This window comes from Pseudooceanicola nanhaiensis DSM 18065 (assembly GCF_000688295.1).
Classification (GTDB): Bacteria; Pseudomonadota; Alphaproteobacteria; order Rhodobacterales; family Rhodobacteraceae; genus Pseudooceanicola; species Pseudooceanicola nanhaiensis.
Genome location: NZ_JHZF01000013.1, coordinates 746,245 through 762,174, shown reverse-complemented (window position 1 = coordinate 762,174; position 15,930 = coordinate 746,245). Strand labels below are relative to the sequence as shown.

14 protein-coding genes are annotated in these 15,930 nt (G+C 67.4%); 2 read left to right on the top strand and 12 right to left on the bottom strand.

Annotation, left to right across the window (positions count from 1 at the left end):
- Positions 1–38: 38 nt before the first annotated feature.
- The 12 genes from Q344_RS23955 to Q344_RS0113675 all read right to left on the bottom strand — a co-directional run bounded on the left by Q344_RS23955 (position 39) and on the right by Q344_RS0113675 (position 12,862).
- Positions 39–1,706, bottom strand: a complete 1,668-nt coding sequence (locus tag Q344_RS23955; protein ID WP_051630624.1) for a peptidoglycan-binding protein — start codon at positions 1,704–1,706, stop codon at positions 39–41.
- A gap of 37 nt (positions 1,707–1,743) precedes the next feature.
- On the bottom strand, positions 1,744–2,964 hold the full coding sequence (locus Q344_RS0113725; RefSeq protein WP_028287242.1) for a phenylacetate--CoA ligase family protein: 1,221 nt from the start codon (positions 2,962–2,964) through the stop codon (positions 1,744–1,746).
- A gap of 33 nt (positions 2,965–2,997) precedes the next feature.
- Positions 2,998–3,648 carry a hypothetical protein gene (locus tag Q344_RS0113720; RefSeq protein WP_028287241.1) on the bottom strand — a complete coding sequence of 217 codons (651 nt, stop codon included), beginning with the start codon at positions 3,646–3,648 and terminating at the stop codon, positions 2,998–3,000.
- Positions 3,649–3,718: 70 nt separating this feature from the next.
- Complete coding sequence (locus Q344_RS0113715) at positions 3,719–4,576, bottom strand: ABC transporter ATP-binding protein (protein ID WP_084178405.1); 858 nt, start codon at positions 4,574–4,576, stop codon at positions 3,719–3,721.
- Between the two features lie 111 nt (positions 4,577–4,687).
- Positions 4,688–5,974, bottom strand: coding sequence for an ABC transporter substrate-binding protein (locus Q344_RS0113710; protein WP_028287239.1), 1,287 nt, complete (start codon positions 5,972–5,974; stop codon positions 4,688–4,690).
- Positions 5,975–6,072: 98 nt separating this feature from the next.
- The gene (locus tag Q344_RS0113705) at positions 6,073–7,149 is read right to left on the bottom strand and encodes a branched-chain amino acid ABC transporter permease (protein WP_028287238.1); all 1,077 of its coding nucleotides are present in this window, start codon (positions 7,147–7,149) and stop codon (positions 6,073–6,075) included.
- On the bottom strand, positions 7,149–7,394 hold the full coding sequence (locus Q344_RS0113700; RefSeq protein WP_028287237.1) for a hypothetical protein: 246 nt from the start codon (positions 7,392–7,394) through the stop codon (positions 7,149–7,151). The genes Q344_RS0113705 and Q344_RS0113700 overlap by 1 nt, the downstream gene beginning before the upstream one ends.
- Before the next feature lie 34 nt (positions 7,395–7,428).
- Positions 7,429–8,415, bottom strand: a complete 987-nt coding sequence (locus tag Q344_RS0113695) for a branched-chain amino acid ABC transporter permease (protein WP_028287236.1) — start codon at positions 8,413–8,415, stop codon at positions 7,429–7,431.
- Between the two features lie 45 nt (positions 8,416–8,460).
- Positions 8,461–8,796 (bottom strand): hypothetical protein, encoded by a 336-nt coding sequence (locus Q344_RS0113690; RefSeq protein ID WP_028287235.1) that lies wholly within the window; start codon positions 8,794–8,796, stop codon positions 8,461–8,463.
- 116 nt (positions 8,797–8,912) lie between these two features.
- Positions 8,913–9,734 carry an ABC transporter ATP-binding protein gene (locus tag Q344_RS0113685; protein WP_028287234.1) on the bottom strand — a complete coding sequence of 274 codons (822 nt, stop codon included), beginning with the start codon at positions 9,732–9,734 and terminating at the stop codon, positions 8,913–8,915.
- Positions 9,735–9,798: 64 nt separating this feature from the next.
- Positions 9,799–11,775 (bottom strand): AMP-binding protein, encoded by a 1,977-nt coding sequence (locus Q344_RS0113680; protein ID WP_051630620.1) that lies wholly within the window; start codon positions 11,773–11,775, stop codon positions 9,799–9,801.
- Between the two features lie 274 nt (positions 11,776–12,049).
- Positions 12,050–12,862, bottom strand: coding sequence for a hypothetical protein (locus Q344_RS0113675; RefSeq protein ID WP_028287232.1), 813 nt, complete (start codon positions 12,860–12,862; stop codon positions 12,050–12,052).
- A 428-nt stretch (positions 12,863–13,290) separates the two neighbouring features.
- On the opposite strand from Q344_RS0113675, the gene Q344_RS0113670 reads away from it, so the two are divergent.
- Positions 13,291–15,228, top strand: coding sequence for a PAS-domain containing protein (locus tag Q344_RS0113670; RefSeq protein ID WP_051630618.1), 1,938 nt, complete (start codon positions 13,291–13,293; stop codon positions 15,226–15,228).
- Positions 15,225–15,926, top strand: coding sequence for a response regulator transcription factor (locus Q344_RS0113665; RefSeq protein ID WP_028287230.1), 702 nt, complete (start codon positions 15,225–15,227; stop codon positions 15,924–15,926). Before Q344_RS0113670 ends, Q344_RS0113665 begins: the two co-directional genes overlap by 4 nt.
- Positions 15,927–15,930 lie beyond the last annotated feature (4 nt).

Here is a 15,930-nt window from a genome sequence, read left to right as displayed (position 1 = left end):
GGCCCCCGCGGGGCCGCGCTCCGCAAGGTCCGGCCGCCTCACCGCATGGCGAGCAGGCGCACCATGGTCTCGCGGGTGACGTAGCCGGTGATCGGCACGCCCTGGTCGCGCTGGAACCGGCGGATCGCCCGACGCGCGGCCTCGTCGAAGGCGCCGTCCACCGCGCCCGGATCGAAGCCGATCTGCTGAAGCCGGCGTTCCACCAGCAGCCGCGTGACCGTGTTGCCGGCCACGCCGGTCTCCTCCTGCCGCGCCTGTTCGACCTCGGCGGAGTTCCGGTTCTGGTCCTCCAGCTCGGCGATCCGGGCGCGGGCGGCATCCTCGAAGGGCGTGTCCGGGTAGCGTTCGAGGAAGGACTGGTAGGCGGCGATGTTGTCCGCCTCCTGCGCCCCGCGCCAGGCCTGGCGCACCTCGCGGCGCACCTGCCCGGCCCGGTCGTCCTCGATCTGGGCCAGACGGTCGCGCGCCACGTCCGAGAAGATCCCGTCGGGATAGCGCTTCAGGTAGGCCCGCAGCGCCGCCTCGTCGCGCCCCTCGCCCAGGTCGCGCCAATAGGCCCGGTCCTGCCGCTCCTCGGCCGCGCGGCGTTCTGCGGCCTCGCGTTCGAGCTCTGCGGCGCGGGCGTTGGCCGCGGTCTGGATGTCCTGGATCTGGCGCGCGGTCAGGAAGGTGGTGGCGTCGAACCCCTTGGCCTTCTGCCATGCGCCGATCGCGGTGCGGGTGGCCGGGCCGAAGATCCCGTCGATCCCGCGCGGATCGAAGCCGATCAGCGACAGGTTCCGCTGGATCTGGCGCCGCTGGTCGCGCGAGAGCTCCAGCGCGGCCTCGGCCGCCTCGGCCCGCCGCTGCGGCGCCGTCACCGCGTCGTCGATCAGCCGGCGCGCATCCGCGGCGAACTTGCCGTCCGGATAGCGCTCGAGATAGGAGCGCAGCGCCTCCACCGTGCCGATGTCGCGTACGGCGCTCCAATAGGCGATCTCGCCGGTGTCGGTGCTCTCCTCGCGCGGCGGCTGCGGGCGCGGCGCGGGGGCGGCGCCCTCGGCGGGCAGCAGGCCGCTCGCGGCCGAGACATAGCCCGAGACGGTGACGTCGCGGCCCGCCTCGTCGATCGCCTCGGCATAGCTCATCCCCGGCTGCAGGAGCCCGTCGCGCAGGAAATCGAGCAGGCCCTCGATCTCGCCCTGCGCCACGGTCACGCCCTGCGGCGCGGGCAGCGGGGCCGTGCCGCCCTGCAGGCCGGCGCCCACCTCGATCTCGCGCTCGGGATCGGCGACCATGAGGACCGCCTGCCCGGGCGCGCGCGCGGCGATCTCGGCCAGCGGCGAGAAGGGCAGTGCCGCGGCCCCCACGCCGAAGGCATTGGGCACCTGCACCTCGCGCCCCAGAAGCCAGCCGTCCGCGGCGCTGCCCGCCAGATGACCGGAGAGGACCACGACGATCCGGTCGTCCTCGTCCGAGTCTCCGGCGGCCGCCGCGAACTCGCCCGCGAGCCGCTGCATCTGCGGCCCGGTCAGGTCGGCGCCGGCGAAGACGCGGAAGCCCGCGTCCTCGAGCGCATCCTCGAAGGTCTGGTCCAGCCCGTTGCCGTCCAGATCGCGGACGCGGTCGTATTCCGCGTTCACGATCACCAGCGCGAGGTCCTCGGCCGCCAGCGGGCTCGCCGCCGCGGCGGCCAGCGCCACCGTCATCACACGTGTGAGTTTCATCGCTCCTCCTTCCGCCTGCCGGCGGAAGCGCCGGGGCTCAGTCGTACCGGCGCAGATCCTCGATCACCTTGCCGTCGTTCGGAAGCGACCCCGGCGGCACGATCTCGATCCGGCCCTTCAGTTTCAGCGCATCAACCACGGACGACAGGTAACGTTCCCCGCCCCCGCCGTCCGGTGATTCGATCCGGACGATCATGACATCCATTTCGCCGTCGCGCTCCGCGATCACACGGGCCTTTGATATCTCGTCATGTTTCGCCACCAGCGCGGCCACCTGCTCGGGCCGGACGAACATGCCCTTGATCTTCGTGGTCTGATCCGCGCGTCCCATCCAGCCCTTGATCCGCATGTTGGTGCGCCCGCAGGGCGAGCTGCCCTCCATCACCGCCGAGAGGTCCCCGGTGGCGAAGCGGATCAGCGGGTAGTCGGGGTTCAGCGTCGTCACCACCACCTCGCCGACCTCGCCCGGCGGCACCGGATCGCCGGTGCCGGGGGTCACGATCTCGACGATGACGCCCTCGTCGACGATCATCCCCTCCATCGCCGGGCTCTCGTAGGCGATGTTGCCGAGGTCCGCGGTGGCATAGCTCTGCAGGCAGGTGATCCCGCGATCCGCGTATTCCTGCCGGAGCGAGGGGAACAGCGCCCCGCCCCCGACCGCCGCGCGGCTGATCCCGAGCGGCAGGCCCATCTCCTCGGCCTTGTCGAGGATCACCTTCAGGTAATCCGGCGTGCCGGCATAGGCCGTGGTGCCGATGTCATGCGCGGCCTGCGCCTGAAGCTCGGTCTGGCCGGTTCCGGCCGGCAGCACCGTCGCCCCGACCGCCCGCGCGCCGTTCTCGAAGATCATGCCCGCGGGCGTCAGGTGGTAGCCGAAGCAGTTCTGCACGATGTCGCCGCGCCCGATGCCGCAGGCATGCAGGAAGCGGCCCATCCGCCACCAGTCGTGGCCCGCCCCGCCCGGTTCGTAGATCGGACCCGGCGACTGGAAGACATGCGCGAAACCCGCCACCGGCAGCGCTGTCAGCCCGCCGAAGGGCGCGCGCGCCTTCTGCGCCGCCACGAGGTCGGATTTCCTGAGCACGGGCAGGCGCGCCAGCGCCTCGGCCGAGGTGACGGCGGCAGGATCGACCTCCGCGAGGGCCGCGTTTCCGGGCAGGCCCTTCGCCGCCTCCACCTGCATCGGCAGGTCCCGGGCGATGGCCGCGGCGCGTTCGTCCGCGCTGCGGGTTTCGGCCGTGTCGAAATAGGTGCTCATCGCCGTCGCTCCGTCCTGACTTTCATCGCGCCCTCATTGCCCCGCCGCCGCGCGCACCCGCTCGGACGGCCCGTCCAGCTTCGCCCGGGCCAGCGCCGCGAGCAGGTGCACAAAACTCTCGCGATCGCCGGCGAGACGGGACAGCGCACCGGCCTCGTCCGGCAACCCCAGCTCCGCCGCCATGTCGAGGCACAGCCGGTCCGCCGTCGGCGCCAGCTCGTCCCAGACGAGCTGCGCCTCGCGGCAGAAGATGTCGGCCCCCGCGGGCCCGATCCCCTTCACCTCCTGCAGGAGGCGCCGGATCTCCCCGGCATCACCCCCGGCCGCCTCGCGCAGCCGCCTCAGGTCGCCGCCATAGCTCCGGTCGACCAGTTCGGCCGCGGCGCGTATCTGATCGGCGCCCAGGTTGTCGAACCGGGCATATCCGTTGCGGTTCAGCACCCGGATCCGCCTCTGCCGGTCGCTTTCGAGCAGCGTCTTCACCTTGTGGAGCCCTTCGTCCTTCAGTGCCTTCGCCGCCTGCAGCGCCTGCGCGCCCGAGATCCGGGCGGAACAGAGCTGCACGGTGAGCAGCCAGTGAAACCATTGCTGCGGCACGTCCCGGGCGATGTTCGCCCCGACCTGCACGCTGAACAACTCGCCCTGCTCGTCGATCAGGGCCTCGGCGATTTTCCTGCGCGACATCTCGATCCTCCGTCCGGTCCTGACCCAACGGCCGCCGAGCCGCGGCGTTCCGGGCGGAGGGGCTGTCGCCTCAGCTCAGCCAGCGTTTGCGGCGGCGGTAGGAGCGGACGTCGCGGAAGGATTTGCGCCCCTCCTCCGACATGCCGAGGTAGAATTCCTTCACGTCCGGGTTCTCGCGCAGGTCGGCGGCAGGGCCGTCCATCACCACCCGCCCGCTTTCCAGGATGTAGCCGTAATGGGCGAAGCGCAGCGCCACATTGGTGTTCTGCTCGGCCAGCAGGAAGGTCGCGCCCTGCTCCTCGTTGAGGCTTTTGACGATGTTGAAGATCTCCTCCACGAGCTGCGGCGCGAGGCCCATGGAGGGCTCGTCCAGCAGGATCGTCTCGGGCCGCGACATCAGCGCGCGGCCGATCGCCAGCATCTGCTGCTCGCCGCCCGAGGTATAGCCCGCCTGGCTGCGGCGCCGTTCCTTCAGGCGCGGGAAATAGGTGTAGACCATCTCGAGGTCGGCATCGATGTCGCCCCGGCTGGCCTTGCGGGTGTAGGAGCCCGTCATCAGGTTCTCCTCCACCGTCAGGTGCTCGAAGCAGTGGCGCCCCTCCATCACCTGGATCACGCCGCGCGACACGAGGTCCGAGGGGTTCAGCCCGTAAATCTGCTCGCCCCGATAGGTGATGCGGCCCTTGGTCACCTCGCCCCGCTCGCTGCGGAGCAGGTTCGAGATCGACTTGAGCGTCGTCGACTTGCCCGCCCCGTTGCCGCCGAGCAGCGCGGTGATGCCCCCCTTCGGCACGGCGAGCGAGACGCCCTTCAGCACGAGGATCACGGAATTGTAGATCACCTCGACATTGCTCACCTGCAGCAGCGGGGTGCCCGTCCCGGGGGCGTCCACGGGGGCGGTCGGCTCTAGCGTCTGGGCCTCGGTCATCCTGTCCTCGATCACTCTGGTCGGGCGCGCGGGCCCGGGAAAATCGTCCGGGCGTCGTGCCCGGGTGGGTCCGGGGGCCCGACCGGGCCCCCGGGATGCTTCAACCAAGCGTCACTCGCACGTACGCGGTTCGATGCCGGCCTCCTGGGCGTAGGCCATCGAATCCTCCTCGATCAGCGGATCGACCACTTCGAAGTCGGGCTCCATGTAGTCGGTCAGCACGGTCCAGGTCTTGTCCGCCGCGTTCCACTGCTGCACCGCCGCGAGACGGGGCGAGGAATGGACCGCGCAGGAGGTCTGGATCGCCGGGGCGAAGCCGCCGAGGCCCAGTTCCTCGAACCGCGCATCGCTGATCTCGAGGTTCTCGAGCGCGTCGCGCATGTCGGCCGCGGTGATCTCGGCGTTGCCGGTGGCCTCCTGCGCCGTCTTGATCGCCTCGGCGACGACGGCAGCCGTGAAGACGCCGCGGTTGTAGCCGACTTCGCCGAACTTGGACCCGTCGCCCGCGTTCTTGCCGGCGTCGATGACCTGCGACTTGATCTCCTGCAGGGCCGGGAAGTCCGTGCCCACGCCGTGGAAGGTCAGCGCCTTGTAGCCGTCGGCGCCCTCACCGGCGGGAACGACGTCCGCCTCGGAGCCCGACCACCACACGCCGATGAAGTGATCCATCGGGTAGCGGATGTTCGCGGCTTCCTGGATGGCGACCGAGTTCATCACCCCCCAGCCCCACATGAAGACGTAATCCGGCTTCTCGCGGCGGATCTGCAGCCATTGCGACTTCTGTTCCTGCCCGGGGTGGTCGACCGGCAGCAGCGTCAGTTCGAAATTGTGCTTCTCGGCCAGCGCCTCGAGCGTGCGGATCGGTTCCTTGCCGTAGGCGGAGTTGTGGTAGACCAGCGCGATCTTCTTGCCGTCCAGCGAACCGCCCTCCTGCTCCATCGCGTATTTCACCGCGACCGAGGCGCCGTCCCAGTAGGTGACCGGCATGTTGAAGACCCATTCGAAGACCTCGCCGTTCACGGCGCTGGTGCGGCCGTAGGCCACCGACCAGATCGGGATCTGGTCCGCACTGGCCTTGGGGATCAGCTGGTAGGTGATCCCGGTGGATTGCGGGATGTAGAGCAGCGCGCCCTGGCCCTTGGTCTGCTCGTAGCATTCCACACCCTTCTCGGTGTTGTAGCCGGTCTCGCATTCCACGACGTTGATCTTCTCGCCACCGACGCCGCCGTCACGCTCGTTGAGCAGCGTCATGTAGTCCGAGAAACCGTCGGCATAGGGAATGCCCGAGGGCGCGTAGGGCCCGGTCCGGTAGTTCAGCGCGGGGACGGTCAGGTCGGCCAGTGCCGGCCCCGCCGCCATCATCGCTGCGGCCGCGGCCGCAAGGATCTTGAATTTCATCGGTTTTTTTCCTCCCAATTGGTTCTCTACCGATCTCTTGTCTGTCGTCCTCAACCGCCGCGGGTTCCTCCTCCCCGCGGTCCATGTCGGGCCCCGCCTCAATGCGGGAAGGGCCAGAGCCTCAGTTTCTCCTTCGTCGTCCGCCAGTACTGGGCCAGCCCGTGCGGTTCGAGGATCAGGAACATCATGATGAGCCCGCCGAGGGTCATGATCTCGAGATGCGCGGCGAGGTCGGTGGCCCAGCCGAAGCTGCCGACGAGCACGTTCTTCAGGAACACCGGCAGCAGCACGATGAAGGCCGCGCCCGCGAAGCTTCCCAGGATCGAGCCCAGCCCGCCGATGATGATCATGAAGAGCACGAGGAAGGACTTCTGGATGCCGAAGACCTCGCCCACCTCGACCGCGCCGAGATAGACGCTGAAGAACAGCGCGCCCGAGACCCCGACGAAGAAGGACGACACGGCAAAGGCCGAGAGCTTGGCGGCGAGCGGGTTCACCCCGATGATCTCGGCCGCGATGTCCATGTCGCGGATCGCCATCCACTTCCGGCCGTAGGAGCCGCGGGTGAGGTTGCGGGCGAGCCACGCCATGACGACCACGAAGCTCAGGCAGATGAGGTACTTGGCCGCCGCCGAGGCGGTCGGGCCCGTGACCTCGAAGCCCAGCACGGACCGCGGGGCCGAGGAGATCTGGCCCGAGGCGGAGTAATTGTAGAACCAGCCCACCTTGTTGAAGAGCCAGACGAGGAAGAACTGCGCGGCCAGCGTCGCCACGGCGAGGTAGAAGCCCTTGATCCTGAGCGACGGCAGCCCGAAGAGAAGGCCCACGCCCGCGGTGATGCCGCCCGCGAGCAGGACGTGGATCACGATGCTGACCTCCGGGAAGGCGGTCATCAGCTTGTAGCAGGAATAGGCCCCCACGGCCATGAACCCGCCGGTGCCGAGGCTGACCTGCCCGCAATAGCCCGTGAGGATGTTCAGCCCGAGCGCCGCGATCGAATAGATCAGGAAGGGCAGAAGCACGGCGCTGGCCCAGTAATCGTTGATCACGAAGGGCACGACCAGGAAGGCCACGGCCAGCAGCGCGAAATAGCCCCAGCGGTCGAACCTGATCGGGAAGGTCTGGTTGTCCTTCGCGTAGGATGTCTTGAAGTCCCCGGCCTCGCGGTACAGCATCAGACCCTCTCCCCTTCACTTTCCACCGGCGCCGGCCGCAGCGGCCGTGCCTGTCCCCGTTCCCCGCCAAGCCGGATGAGCGTGATCCACGCCCAGAGCCCCAGCCCGCCGCCAAGCGCCGCGAGCAGCGCCGCCGTCACGATCCGGCCGTCTCCGGCCGCCGCGTCGCCCGAGAGCGCGAGGTAGCCGAAGGCCCAGAACCCGGCCCATGCCATCACGTTCAGCACCGCGATAAGCTTGCGCATCGTCCGTACATTCATCCGCGGATGTCCCATCCCGCTACACCCTCTCGATGATCTTCTCGCCGAACAGCCCCTGCGGCCGGAAGACGAGGAAGACGAGCGCCAGCACGAAGGCGAACCAGTTCTCGGTCGCACCGCCGATCAGCGGGCCGACGGCGAATTCGAAGAGCTTCTCGCCCACCCCGATGATCAGACCGCCGACGATGGCGCCCGGGATCGAGGTGAAGCCGCCCAGCATCAGGACCGGCAGCGCCTTCAGCGCGATCAGCGACAGCGAGAACTGCACCCCGGACTTGGAGCCCCACATGATCCCGGCGACCAGCGCGACGAAGCCCGCGACCGACCAGACCATGACCCAGATGAAGTTCAGCGAGATGCCGACCGAGAGCGCCGCCTGGTGGTCGTCCGCCACGGCGCGCATCGCCCGGCCCTGCTTGGTGTATTGCGCGAAGGCGATCAGCACGATGACCAGCGCCACCGCGACGATGGTCGCGACGATGTCGAGGTTGTCGATGAAGAAGCCGTAACCGAAGAGGTTGAAGGTCGTCTCGTCGATCCAGCCGTTGATCCCCTGCGGCAGACCCACGTTCAGGTTCTTGATGTCCGACCCCCACATCAGGTCGCCGAGACCTTCCAGGAAATAGGCCAGCCCGATGGTCGCCATGAACAGGATGATCGGCTCCTGGTTCACGAGGTGGCGCATGACGAAATGGTTCACGCACCAGGCCAGGGCGACCATCACCACCATGGTCATCAGGATCGCCACCAGCGCGTTCACGTGCCAGCCGAAATGGTGGATGTCGGTGCCGAAGATCGCGTTGATGAGATGCGCGAAGGGGATCTGGCCCTCCATGAACCCCACGAGCGTCAGCGCCGCGAAGAGCGCCATCACCCCCTGGGCGAAGTTGAACACCCCGGAGGCCTTGAAGATCAGCACGAAGCCCAGGGCCACGAGCGCGTAGAGCACGCCCGCCATGAGGCCGTTCAGCGTGACCTCCATCGCGAATAGAAGCTGTTCAGGCATTGGCCGCCTCCCCCATGGTCAGGGGACGCGGCCGGGGCGCCCCTCTCAGCTTTCGGCCGGCGCCGCCGGCACGCAGGCGCAATCCGCCAGCAGCCGGATCGCGCGGTTCGACCTCTCGTCCTGAGGCACGGCTTCCAGCGCCGCACGCGCGGCCCTGAGCCCTGCCATCACGTCCTCGGACGTCAGCGCGCCACCGTGGTCCTGCCGCGCCCGAAGCGCCGCATCCCGGAAGGCGTCCAGCACGGCGTCGCGTTCGCCCTCCGTCATCCGTTCCAGGTCCATCTTGGTGAAGGGTGCGGCGACGCGAAGCACCTCCTCGCTCGGGGTCTTCTCGTCCAGCAGGCTGGCAAGCGTACGGCGGGTCCAGGTCTGAGCAGGCATCACGGGTCTCCAATCCTGACGATCGGAGTCCAACCGGAATCACTCCCCCTCCGGTTCCCGCGAAGGTCGCGAAAACGGCCATTCCCTGCCACCCGGCCTGCCCGGTGATCGCCCGCTCAGTCATGGGCCACCCCCAGATAGGCGTCGATCACCTCCTGGTTCGCGCGCACCTCGTCCGGCGTGCCATCGCCGATCTTCTTGCCGTAATCCATCACGACCACGCGGTCCGAGAGGTCCATGACCACGCCCATGTCATGCTCGATCAGCGCGATGGTGGTGCCGAACTCGTCGTTCACGTCGAGGATGAAGCGGCACATGTCCTCCTTCTCCTCGACGTTCATGCCCGCCATCGGCTCGTCCAAGAGCAGGATCTTCGGCTCGGCCGCCAGCGCGCGCGCCAGCTCCACCCGCTTCTTCAGCCCGTAGGGCAGGCGCGAGACGGGCGTCTTCCGGATGTTCTGGATCTCGAGGAAGTCGATGACCTTCTCGGCCACCTCGCGGTTCGCGACCTCCTCCTTCTGCGCGCCGGCCCACCAGAAGGCCTGCCCGAGAAGCCCGCTCCTCATGTGGTTCAGCCGGCCCGTCATGACGTTGTCGAGCACCGTCATCCCCTCGAAGAGCGCGATGTTCTGGAAGGTCCGCGCGATCCCGTCGCGGGCCACCTGGTAGGGCTTCATCGGCGGGCGCCGCGCGCCCTTGTAGATGACCTCGCCCTCCTGCGGCTTGTAGAAGCCCGAGATGACATTGAGCATCGAGGACTTCCCCGCCCCGTTCGGCCCGATGATCGCCCGGATCTCGCCCTCGCGGATGTCGAAGGAGATGTCCTTGATCGCCACCACGCCGCCGAAGCGCAGGGTGATGTTCCGCATCTCCATCACCACCGGGCCGATCCTGCGGCCGTCGGCGGTCATGTAGCCGTCCTGTTGGGTGTCCGGCATCACGTTTCCTCCCTCGTCCGGCGGGATGGCGGGCGGGGCGTCGACGCAGTCGCGCGCCGCACCGTCATTCCGCCGCCACCGGCTTGGGCGCCGCCACCGGCACCGTTTTCGCGTCGCGGATCTCGAGCGTGGCCGAGATGTAGCCCTTGCGCCCGTCCTCGTAGGTCACCTCGGTCCGGGTCGAGACCTTGTCCGACCCGTCGTAGAGCGCGGCGATGATGTCGTGGTACTTCTCCTCGACCGTCCTGCGCCGGACCTTGCGGGTCCGGGTGATCTCGCCGTCGTCCGCATCGAGCTCCTTGTGCAGGATGACGAAGCGATGGACCTGGCAGCCCGAGAGCATCTCGTCCTCGGCAAGGCTCGCGTTCACCTCCTCGACGTGGGACTGCACCGTCTCCATCACCTTCGGATGGCCGGCAAGCTCCTGGTAGGACGAATAGGCGATGTTGTTCCGCTCGGCCCAGTTGCCGACCGCGTTCAGGTCGATGTTGATGAAGGCCGTGCATTCGCTCCGCCCGTTGCCGAAGACGACCGCTTCCAGGATGTTCGGATAGAACTTCAGCTTGTTCTCGACGTATTTCGGCGCGAAGAGCGTCCCGTCGGCCATCTTGCCGACGTCCTTCGCCCGGTCGATGATCCTGAGGTGGCCCGTCTCTTCCTCGATGAAGCCCGCGTCGCCCGTCGCGACCCAGCCCTCGGGATCCTTGGTCGAGGCCGTGCTCTCCTCGTTCTTGTAGTAATACTCGAAGACGCCCGGCGAGCGGTAATAGACCTCCCCGGTCTCGCCGATCTTCAGCTCCACCCCCGGCGAGGCGACGCCCACCGTGTCGGACCGCACCTCGCCATCCGGCTGCTGGGTGATGAAGACCGACGCCTCGGTCTGGCCGTAGAGCTGCTTCAGGTTGATCCGGAGCGAGCGGTAGAAGTCGAAGATCTCGGGCCCGATCGCCTCGCCGGCGGTGTAGCCCACGCGCACCCGGCTCAGCCCCAGCGTGTTCTTCAGCGGCGCATAGACCAGCAGGTCGCCCAGCCAGTACTGGAACCGGTCCCACGCGCCCACGGGTTTCCCGTCGAGGATCCGCCCCCCCACCTTGCGCGCATGGGCCATGTAGCGGTGGAACAGCCACTTCTTCAGCCGCCCCGCATCCTCCATCCGGATCATCACCTGCGTGAGCTGGCTCTCGAACACCCGCGGCGGGCCGAAGAAATACGTCGGCCCGATCTCGCGCAGGTCGGTGAGCAGGGTCTCCTCGCTCTCCGGGCAGTTCACGCAGAAGCCCGACCAGGCCGCCTGCCCGATCGAGAAGATGAAATCCCCCACCCAGGCCATCGGCAGGTAGGCCACCACGTCCTCGCCCGGCCCCAGCTTGTCGAAATCGCAGGAATTCCTCGAGGTCTCGATCACGTTCCGGTTCGACAGCACCACCCCCTTGGGCTTGCCCGTCGTGCCGGAGGTGTAGAGCATCACGCAGACGTCCTCCCACCGGATCGCGGCCTTGCGCGCGTCGAGCTCCGCCTGCCGCCCGGCCCTCGCGGCGCGGCCCTCCTCCTGCACCTTCGCGTATTCGTGCAGCTTGCCGTGGTCGTATTTCCGCATCCCCCGCGGATCGAGATAGACCATGTGCTCGAACTGGTGCAGCCGGTCCTGCACCTCGATCACCTTGTCGACCTGCTCCTGGTCCTCGGCCACCACGAAGCGCGCGCCGCAATGGTCGAGCACATAGGCCATCTCCTCGGCCGCGCTGTCCTGGTAGACCGGCACCGGGATCGCCCCGATCATCTGCGCCGCCGGGAACACCCAGTAGAGATGCGGCCGGTTCGAGCCGATGATCGCGATGAAATCACCCTTCTCGACCCCCAGCCCGAGCAGCCCGAGCGCGAAGGCCTCGATCTCCTCCTTCGCCTCGGCCCAGGACCAGGTCTGCCAGATCCCGAATTCCTTCTCGCGATAGGCGGGGCGCGACCCGAACCGGGTCGCGTTGCGGTCGAGCAGGGCCGGAATGGACGCGCAAGCGCCCCCGTCGCCAGACGTAGGTGCCAAGTTCTCTCCTCCCTTGCCCCTCTCCCCAGGGGCGCTCGCCTGTACCGGCGATTCCTCGCGAGCCTACCCGGCCCGCAGATCACTTGTCCCGGGGAAGTTTTGCGCGATCGTGTCGGGAATCTAACGAATTGTTGCGAGGGGGTGGGCGGGCGACAGGCTTACGGCCGACAGTCCCGCGGTGGTTTAGGGCGGGGGCTGCAGTTCGCTGCGGCTGCGAACGCACCCTTGCCTCGACACGCTAGCAGACATGTGACTATGTCGGCACGGCCGTAATTCAGAAGACAGTTTTGAGAACTTTTTCAGTTCCCGAAAGTAAATCTTCAATCTCATCCTTTGTGGGCTCTTTGCCTTTCGCATGGTCGCATAAATTTCGAATATCGGCCAAGTGTTGAATGAACCTCCACTGAGGAACTGAGACCGCATCTTTGTCCTTCAAGGCTTGATTGAAATCAGAAATCCCTGGGTTCTTCTTTCTGATAGAGACGCCGTGTGCATCGCAAACTTGCTGCAAGTGCTTCTCGATCACGACTCCACAAATGGCACCAGCGGCCCTGAGATAGCCAGCCTTTGCCAATGCGCGGGCGCTAGAAACCTCTGAGTCGAATAGGTCCGCCTGCATTATAGCAGTTAGGTCGATCAAGGCGCTTTCCAGCTTGTCCCGAGCAGCCTTCAAGATATTCAACTGCTGAACAAATTCAGGAATTGCGTGGCGAGCTTCCGCAATTACTTTCTGCTCGTAGCCTCGCGTGATACGGAGCCCCTGCAAGTAATCTCGAATCATATAATTTTGGAACGTAATTTCCTTTCTGACCCTTGGATACTCATAGTAGGACTGAAAGTCTGAAAGCCGATCAGGAAGGACTTGCTTAACAACGGACTGCGCCTCGGAGTACCAAGCCTGATATGTATCCTTAAATTCGGGAAGTTTCTCCAGGTAGGCTTCGACTTTGTCGTCGCCAAGTTGCTCTCTCACGCGCTCGACGAAGGCCTCTCCAAAACAGTCAAGCTGCATTGCCATATGCAGCATATCTCCGTCCTTAATTAATTTATCTAGCGCCTTGGAGAACTTTTCGAACTTTTCTGACATTTCAGAATCACTCCAGAGTTAACTTGGCTAAGCCTAAGGCGTTTCGCTCTTCAGTTGAAGCTTAGTAGGTTGATAGCGCGATCCTTGCTCTAGATTGGAAGTAAGCATTGCCGTCGCAAGCTTGCACCAAGGCTCATCTCCACTAACCCTTATTGTTCCGGGACGGTGGAGTACCTTTTTGTGGCGCTGTGTCTCGTCGGCCTCGTCACCGCATCGGTTTCACTGTTCGTGCTCTTTTGGCGGGTCTTTCGCTCACTGCGCTGACTCCTCTTGGCTCTTCAGTCCACGCGAGGCCGTAGGTCCCGTGTCTGGCGCTTGAGATGAGATGAGTGACTGCAATGGGCGACGCGTGCCCATCCGAGGCGCATGATGTGAAGGTCCGCTCCCGTCCCCCCCCCCCCCAAACCCTTCCCACCTCCCCCTCCCGGATGCTAGCCAGTCTCAACCAGCCTCCCGGAGCCCCCGTGACCCGATCCGCGCCATCCTCCCTCACCCTCGCCGGGCTGAACCTGATCCAGCAGGCGCTGTCGATCTATGACGACGACCTGCGGCTGGTGCTCTGCAACGCGCGGTTCCGCGAGATGTTCGGGCTGCCGGCGCATCTCACCACCCCCGGGGCCACCTTCGAGGACACGATCCGCCACCAGGTCGAGCGCGGGGAATACGGCCAGCTGACCGACAAGGAGGCCGCGGTGCGCGAGCGGGTGGAGCAGGCGCTGACCTTCCAGCCGCATTACATCGAGCGGCGGCGGTCGAACGGGCGGACGATCTCGGTCGAGGGGGCGCCGCTGCCCGAGGGCGGCTGGGTCACGGTCTATACCGACATCACCGACATCAAGGCGCAGGAGCACCTGCTGCGCGCCCGCTCCGAGGAGCTGCATGCCGAGCTGCTGACCCGGGCCGAGGAGCTCGCTGCCGCGAACCGCGAGCTGCAGGCGACCAACGCCGCGCTGGCCGAGGCGAAGCGCGAGCTGACCGAGATGGAGGCGCGGACCCGGCTGACCACCGAGATGATGCCCGCCCATATCGCGCATCTCGGCCCCGACCGGCGCTACACCTATTCGAACCGGCGGCTGAACACGATCATGCCGGGGCGGCCGTCGAACATCGTCGGGCTGCACATCGCCGACGTGCTGGGCGCGCAGGCGCACCAGGCCGTGCTGCCCTACCTCGAGGCGGCGCTGCAGGGCCGGGCCTCGACCTTCTCCTTCACCGACGAATCCTCGTCCCGCCGGATCCGGGTGGCGCTGACGCCCGATCGCAAGGACGGGACCTACATCCTGTCGATGGACGTCACCGAAGAGACCCAGACCCGCGTCGCGCTCGCCCAGACCCGGCGGCGGGCGATCGCGGCGCAGGTGACCTCGGGCATGGCGCATGATTTCTCGAACCTGCTGACGATCATCCTCGGGATGCAGGCACGGCTCGAGAAGATGGACCTGCCCGGAGAGGCGGCCGAGCTGGTCTCGGCCACGCAGGGGGCGGCGCGGCGCGGCGGCGACCTGCTGAACCGGATCGCCGACATGACCTCGGGGCCGGAGCACGATCCCGTGCCGACCGACCTGGGCGCCTTCCTGTCGGATTTCACCACGCTGGCGCAGGCCGCCATGCCCGAGGGCACCCGGCTGCACGTCCGCGACGACACCGGGGGGGCACGGCTGATGATCGACCGCGGGATGCTGCAGGATTCGCTCCTGAACCTCGTGCTGAACGCGCGCGATTCCTGCGGGCCGGGCGGACGGATCGACCTGATCGCCCGCGCGGTGAAGGAGACCTGGCTCGAGCTCGCCGTGCAGGACACCGGGCCCGGCTTTTCCGAGGCCGCGCTGGCGAAGGCCTTCGATCCCTTCTTCACCACCAAGGGCGGCGAAGGCTCCGGGCTGGGGCTCGCCATGGTCTACAACGCCACCAAGCTGGCCGGCGGACAGGTCCGTGCCGGGAACCTGCCGGGCGGCGGCGCGCGCGTGTCGCTGCGCCTGCCGTGGCGGGAGGCGCCGCGGCCGGTGGATCCGGGCCTTGTCCTGCTGGTCGAGGACAGCGTCGACCTGCGCCGCTCGATCCGCGACATGCTGCGCGACACCGGCCATTCGGTGATCGAGGCGACGACGGCGGAAGAGGCCGCCACGCTCGCCGCCGCCGTGCCCGGGATCTGCCTGATCCTGTCGGACATCACGCTGGAGGGCGCCGACACCGGGCTCGACCTGCTGGACCGGCTGCCGCAGGGCGCGCCGCCCTGCTACCTGATGACCTCGCTGAGACCCGACCACCCGCTCCATGCCGCCGCCCGCGCCCGGGTGCCGGTGCTGCGCAAACCCTTCGGCGCAAAGGCCCTCGCCGCCTTCCTGCGCGGGGAGGAGGCCGCATGAGCCGCGCCCCCCTTGTCACGATCCTCGACGACGAGCCCGAGATCCGGCAGATGCTCTCCGCCGCGCTGGAGGAGGCCGGGTTCCGCACCATGGGTTTCGGCCGCGCGACCGAATTCGAGGCGGCGCTGAAGTCGCACACGCCGGACCTGTGCCTGGTGGATCTGTCGCTGCCGGACCGGGACGGGCTGACGCTTGTCCACCGGCTGGCGCTGGAGCAGGGGGCGACGGTGATCATCGTCTCGGGCCGTGCGCAGGTGCAGGACCGGGTGACGGGGCTGGAACTCGGGGCGGACGATTACATCATCAAGCCCTTCGACCCGGCCGAGGTGGTGGCCCGCGTGCGCGCCCGCCTGCGCGACCGCCCCGCCGCCGCGGCGGGCACGACGGCCCGCTTCGCCGGCTGGACCGCCCATTTCGACCGCTTCGCGCTGGAGGACGAAACCGGGGCCGAGACCCCCTTCTCCCATGCCGAGGGCGAGGTGCTGCGGCTGTTCCTCGAGCGGCCCAAACGCCTGATCTCCCGCGCCGCCATGCAGGAGAGCCTCGGCGGCGCCGCGGGCGAGAGCTTTGACCGTGCGATGGACGTCCGGATCTCGCGCCTGCGCCAGAAGCTGCGCGAGGATCCGAAGAACCCCCGCCTGATCAAGACGATCTACGGGGCGGGGTACATCTTCCTGGGGGATGTCGAGTGGGGGTAGCGGC

Coding starts and splice junctions, on each gene's coding strand:
- Q344_RS0113670 (WP_051630618.1), top strand. CDS start 13,291: ATGCTAGCCAGTCTCAACCAGCCTCCCGGAGCCCCCGTGACCCGATCC.
- Q344_RS0113665 (WP_028287230.1), top strand. CDS start 15,225: ATGAGCCGCGCCCCCCTTGTCACGATCCTCGACGACGAGCCCGAGATC.
- Q344_RS0113685 (WP_028287234.1), bottom strand. CDS start 9,734: ATGCCGGACACCCAACAGGACGGCTACATGACCGCCGACGGCCGCAGG.
- Q344_RS23955 (WP_051630624.1), bottom strand. CDS start 1,706: ATGAAACTCACACGTGTGATGACGGTGGCGCTGGCCGCCGCGGCGGCG.
- Q344_RS0113710 (WP_028287239.1), bottom strand. CDS start 5,974: ATGAAATTCAAGATCCTTGCGGCCGCGGCCGCAGCGATGATGGCGGCG.
- Q344_RS0113695 (WP_028287236.1), bottom strand. CDS start 8,415: ATGCCTGAACAGCTTCTATTCGCGATGGAGGTCACGCTGAACGGCCTC.
- Q344_RS0113700 (WP_028287237.1), bottom strand. CDS start 7,394: ATGCGCAAGCTTATCGCGGTGCTGAACGTGATGGCATGGGCCGGGTTC.
- Q344_RS0113705 (WP_028287238.1), bottom strand. CDS start 7,149: ATGCTGTACCGCGAGGCCGGGGACTTCAAGACATCCTACGCGAAGGAC.
- Q344_RS0113715 (WP_084178405.1), bottom strand. CDS start 4,576: ATGACCGAGGCCCAGACGCTAGAGCCGACCGCCCCCGTGGACGCCCCC.
- Q344_RS0113725 (WP_028287242.1), bottom strand. CDS start 2,964: ATGAGCACCTATTTCGACACGGCCGAAACCCGCAGCGCGGACGAACGC.
- Q344_RS0113690 (WP_028287235.1), bottom strand. CDS start 8,796: ATGCCTGCTCAGACCTGGACCCGCCGTACGCTTGCCAGCCTGCTGGAC.
- Q344_RS0113675 (WP_028287232.1), bottom strand. CDS start 12,862: ATGTCAGAAAAGTTCGAAAAGTTCTCCAAGGCGCTAGATAAATTAATT.
- Q344_RS0113720 (WP_028287241.1), bottom strand. CDS start 3,648: ATGTCGCGCAGGAAAATCGCCGAGGCCCTGATCGACGAGCAGGGCGAG.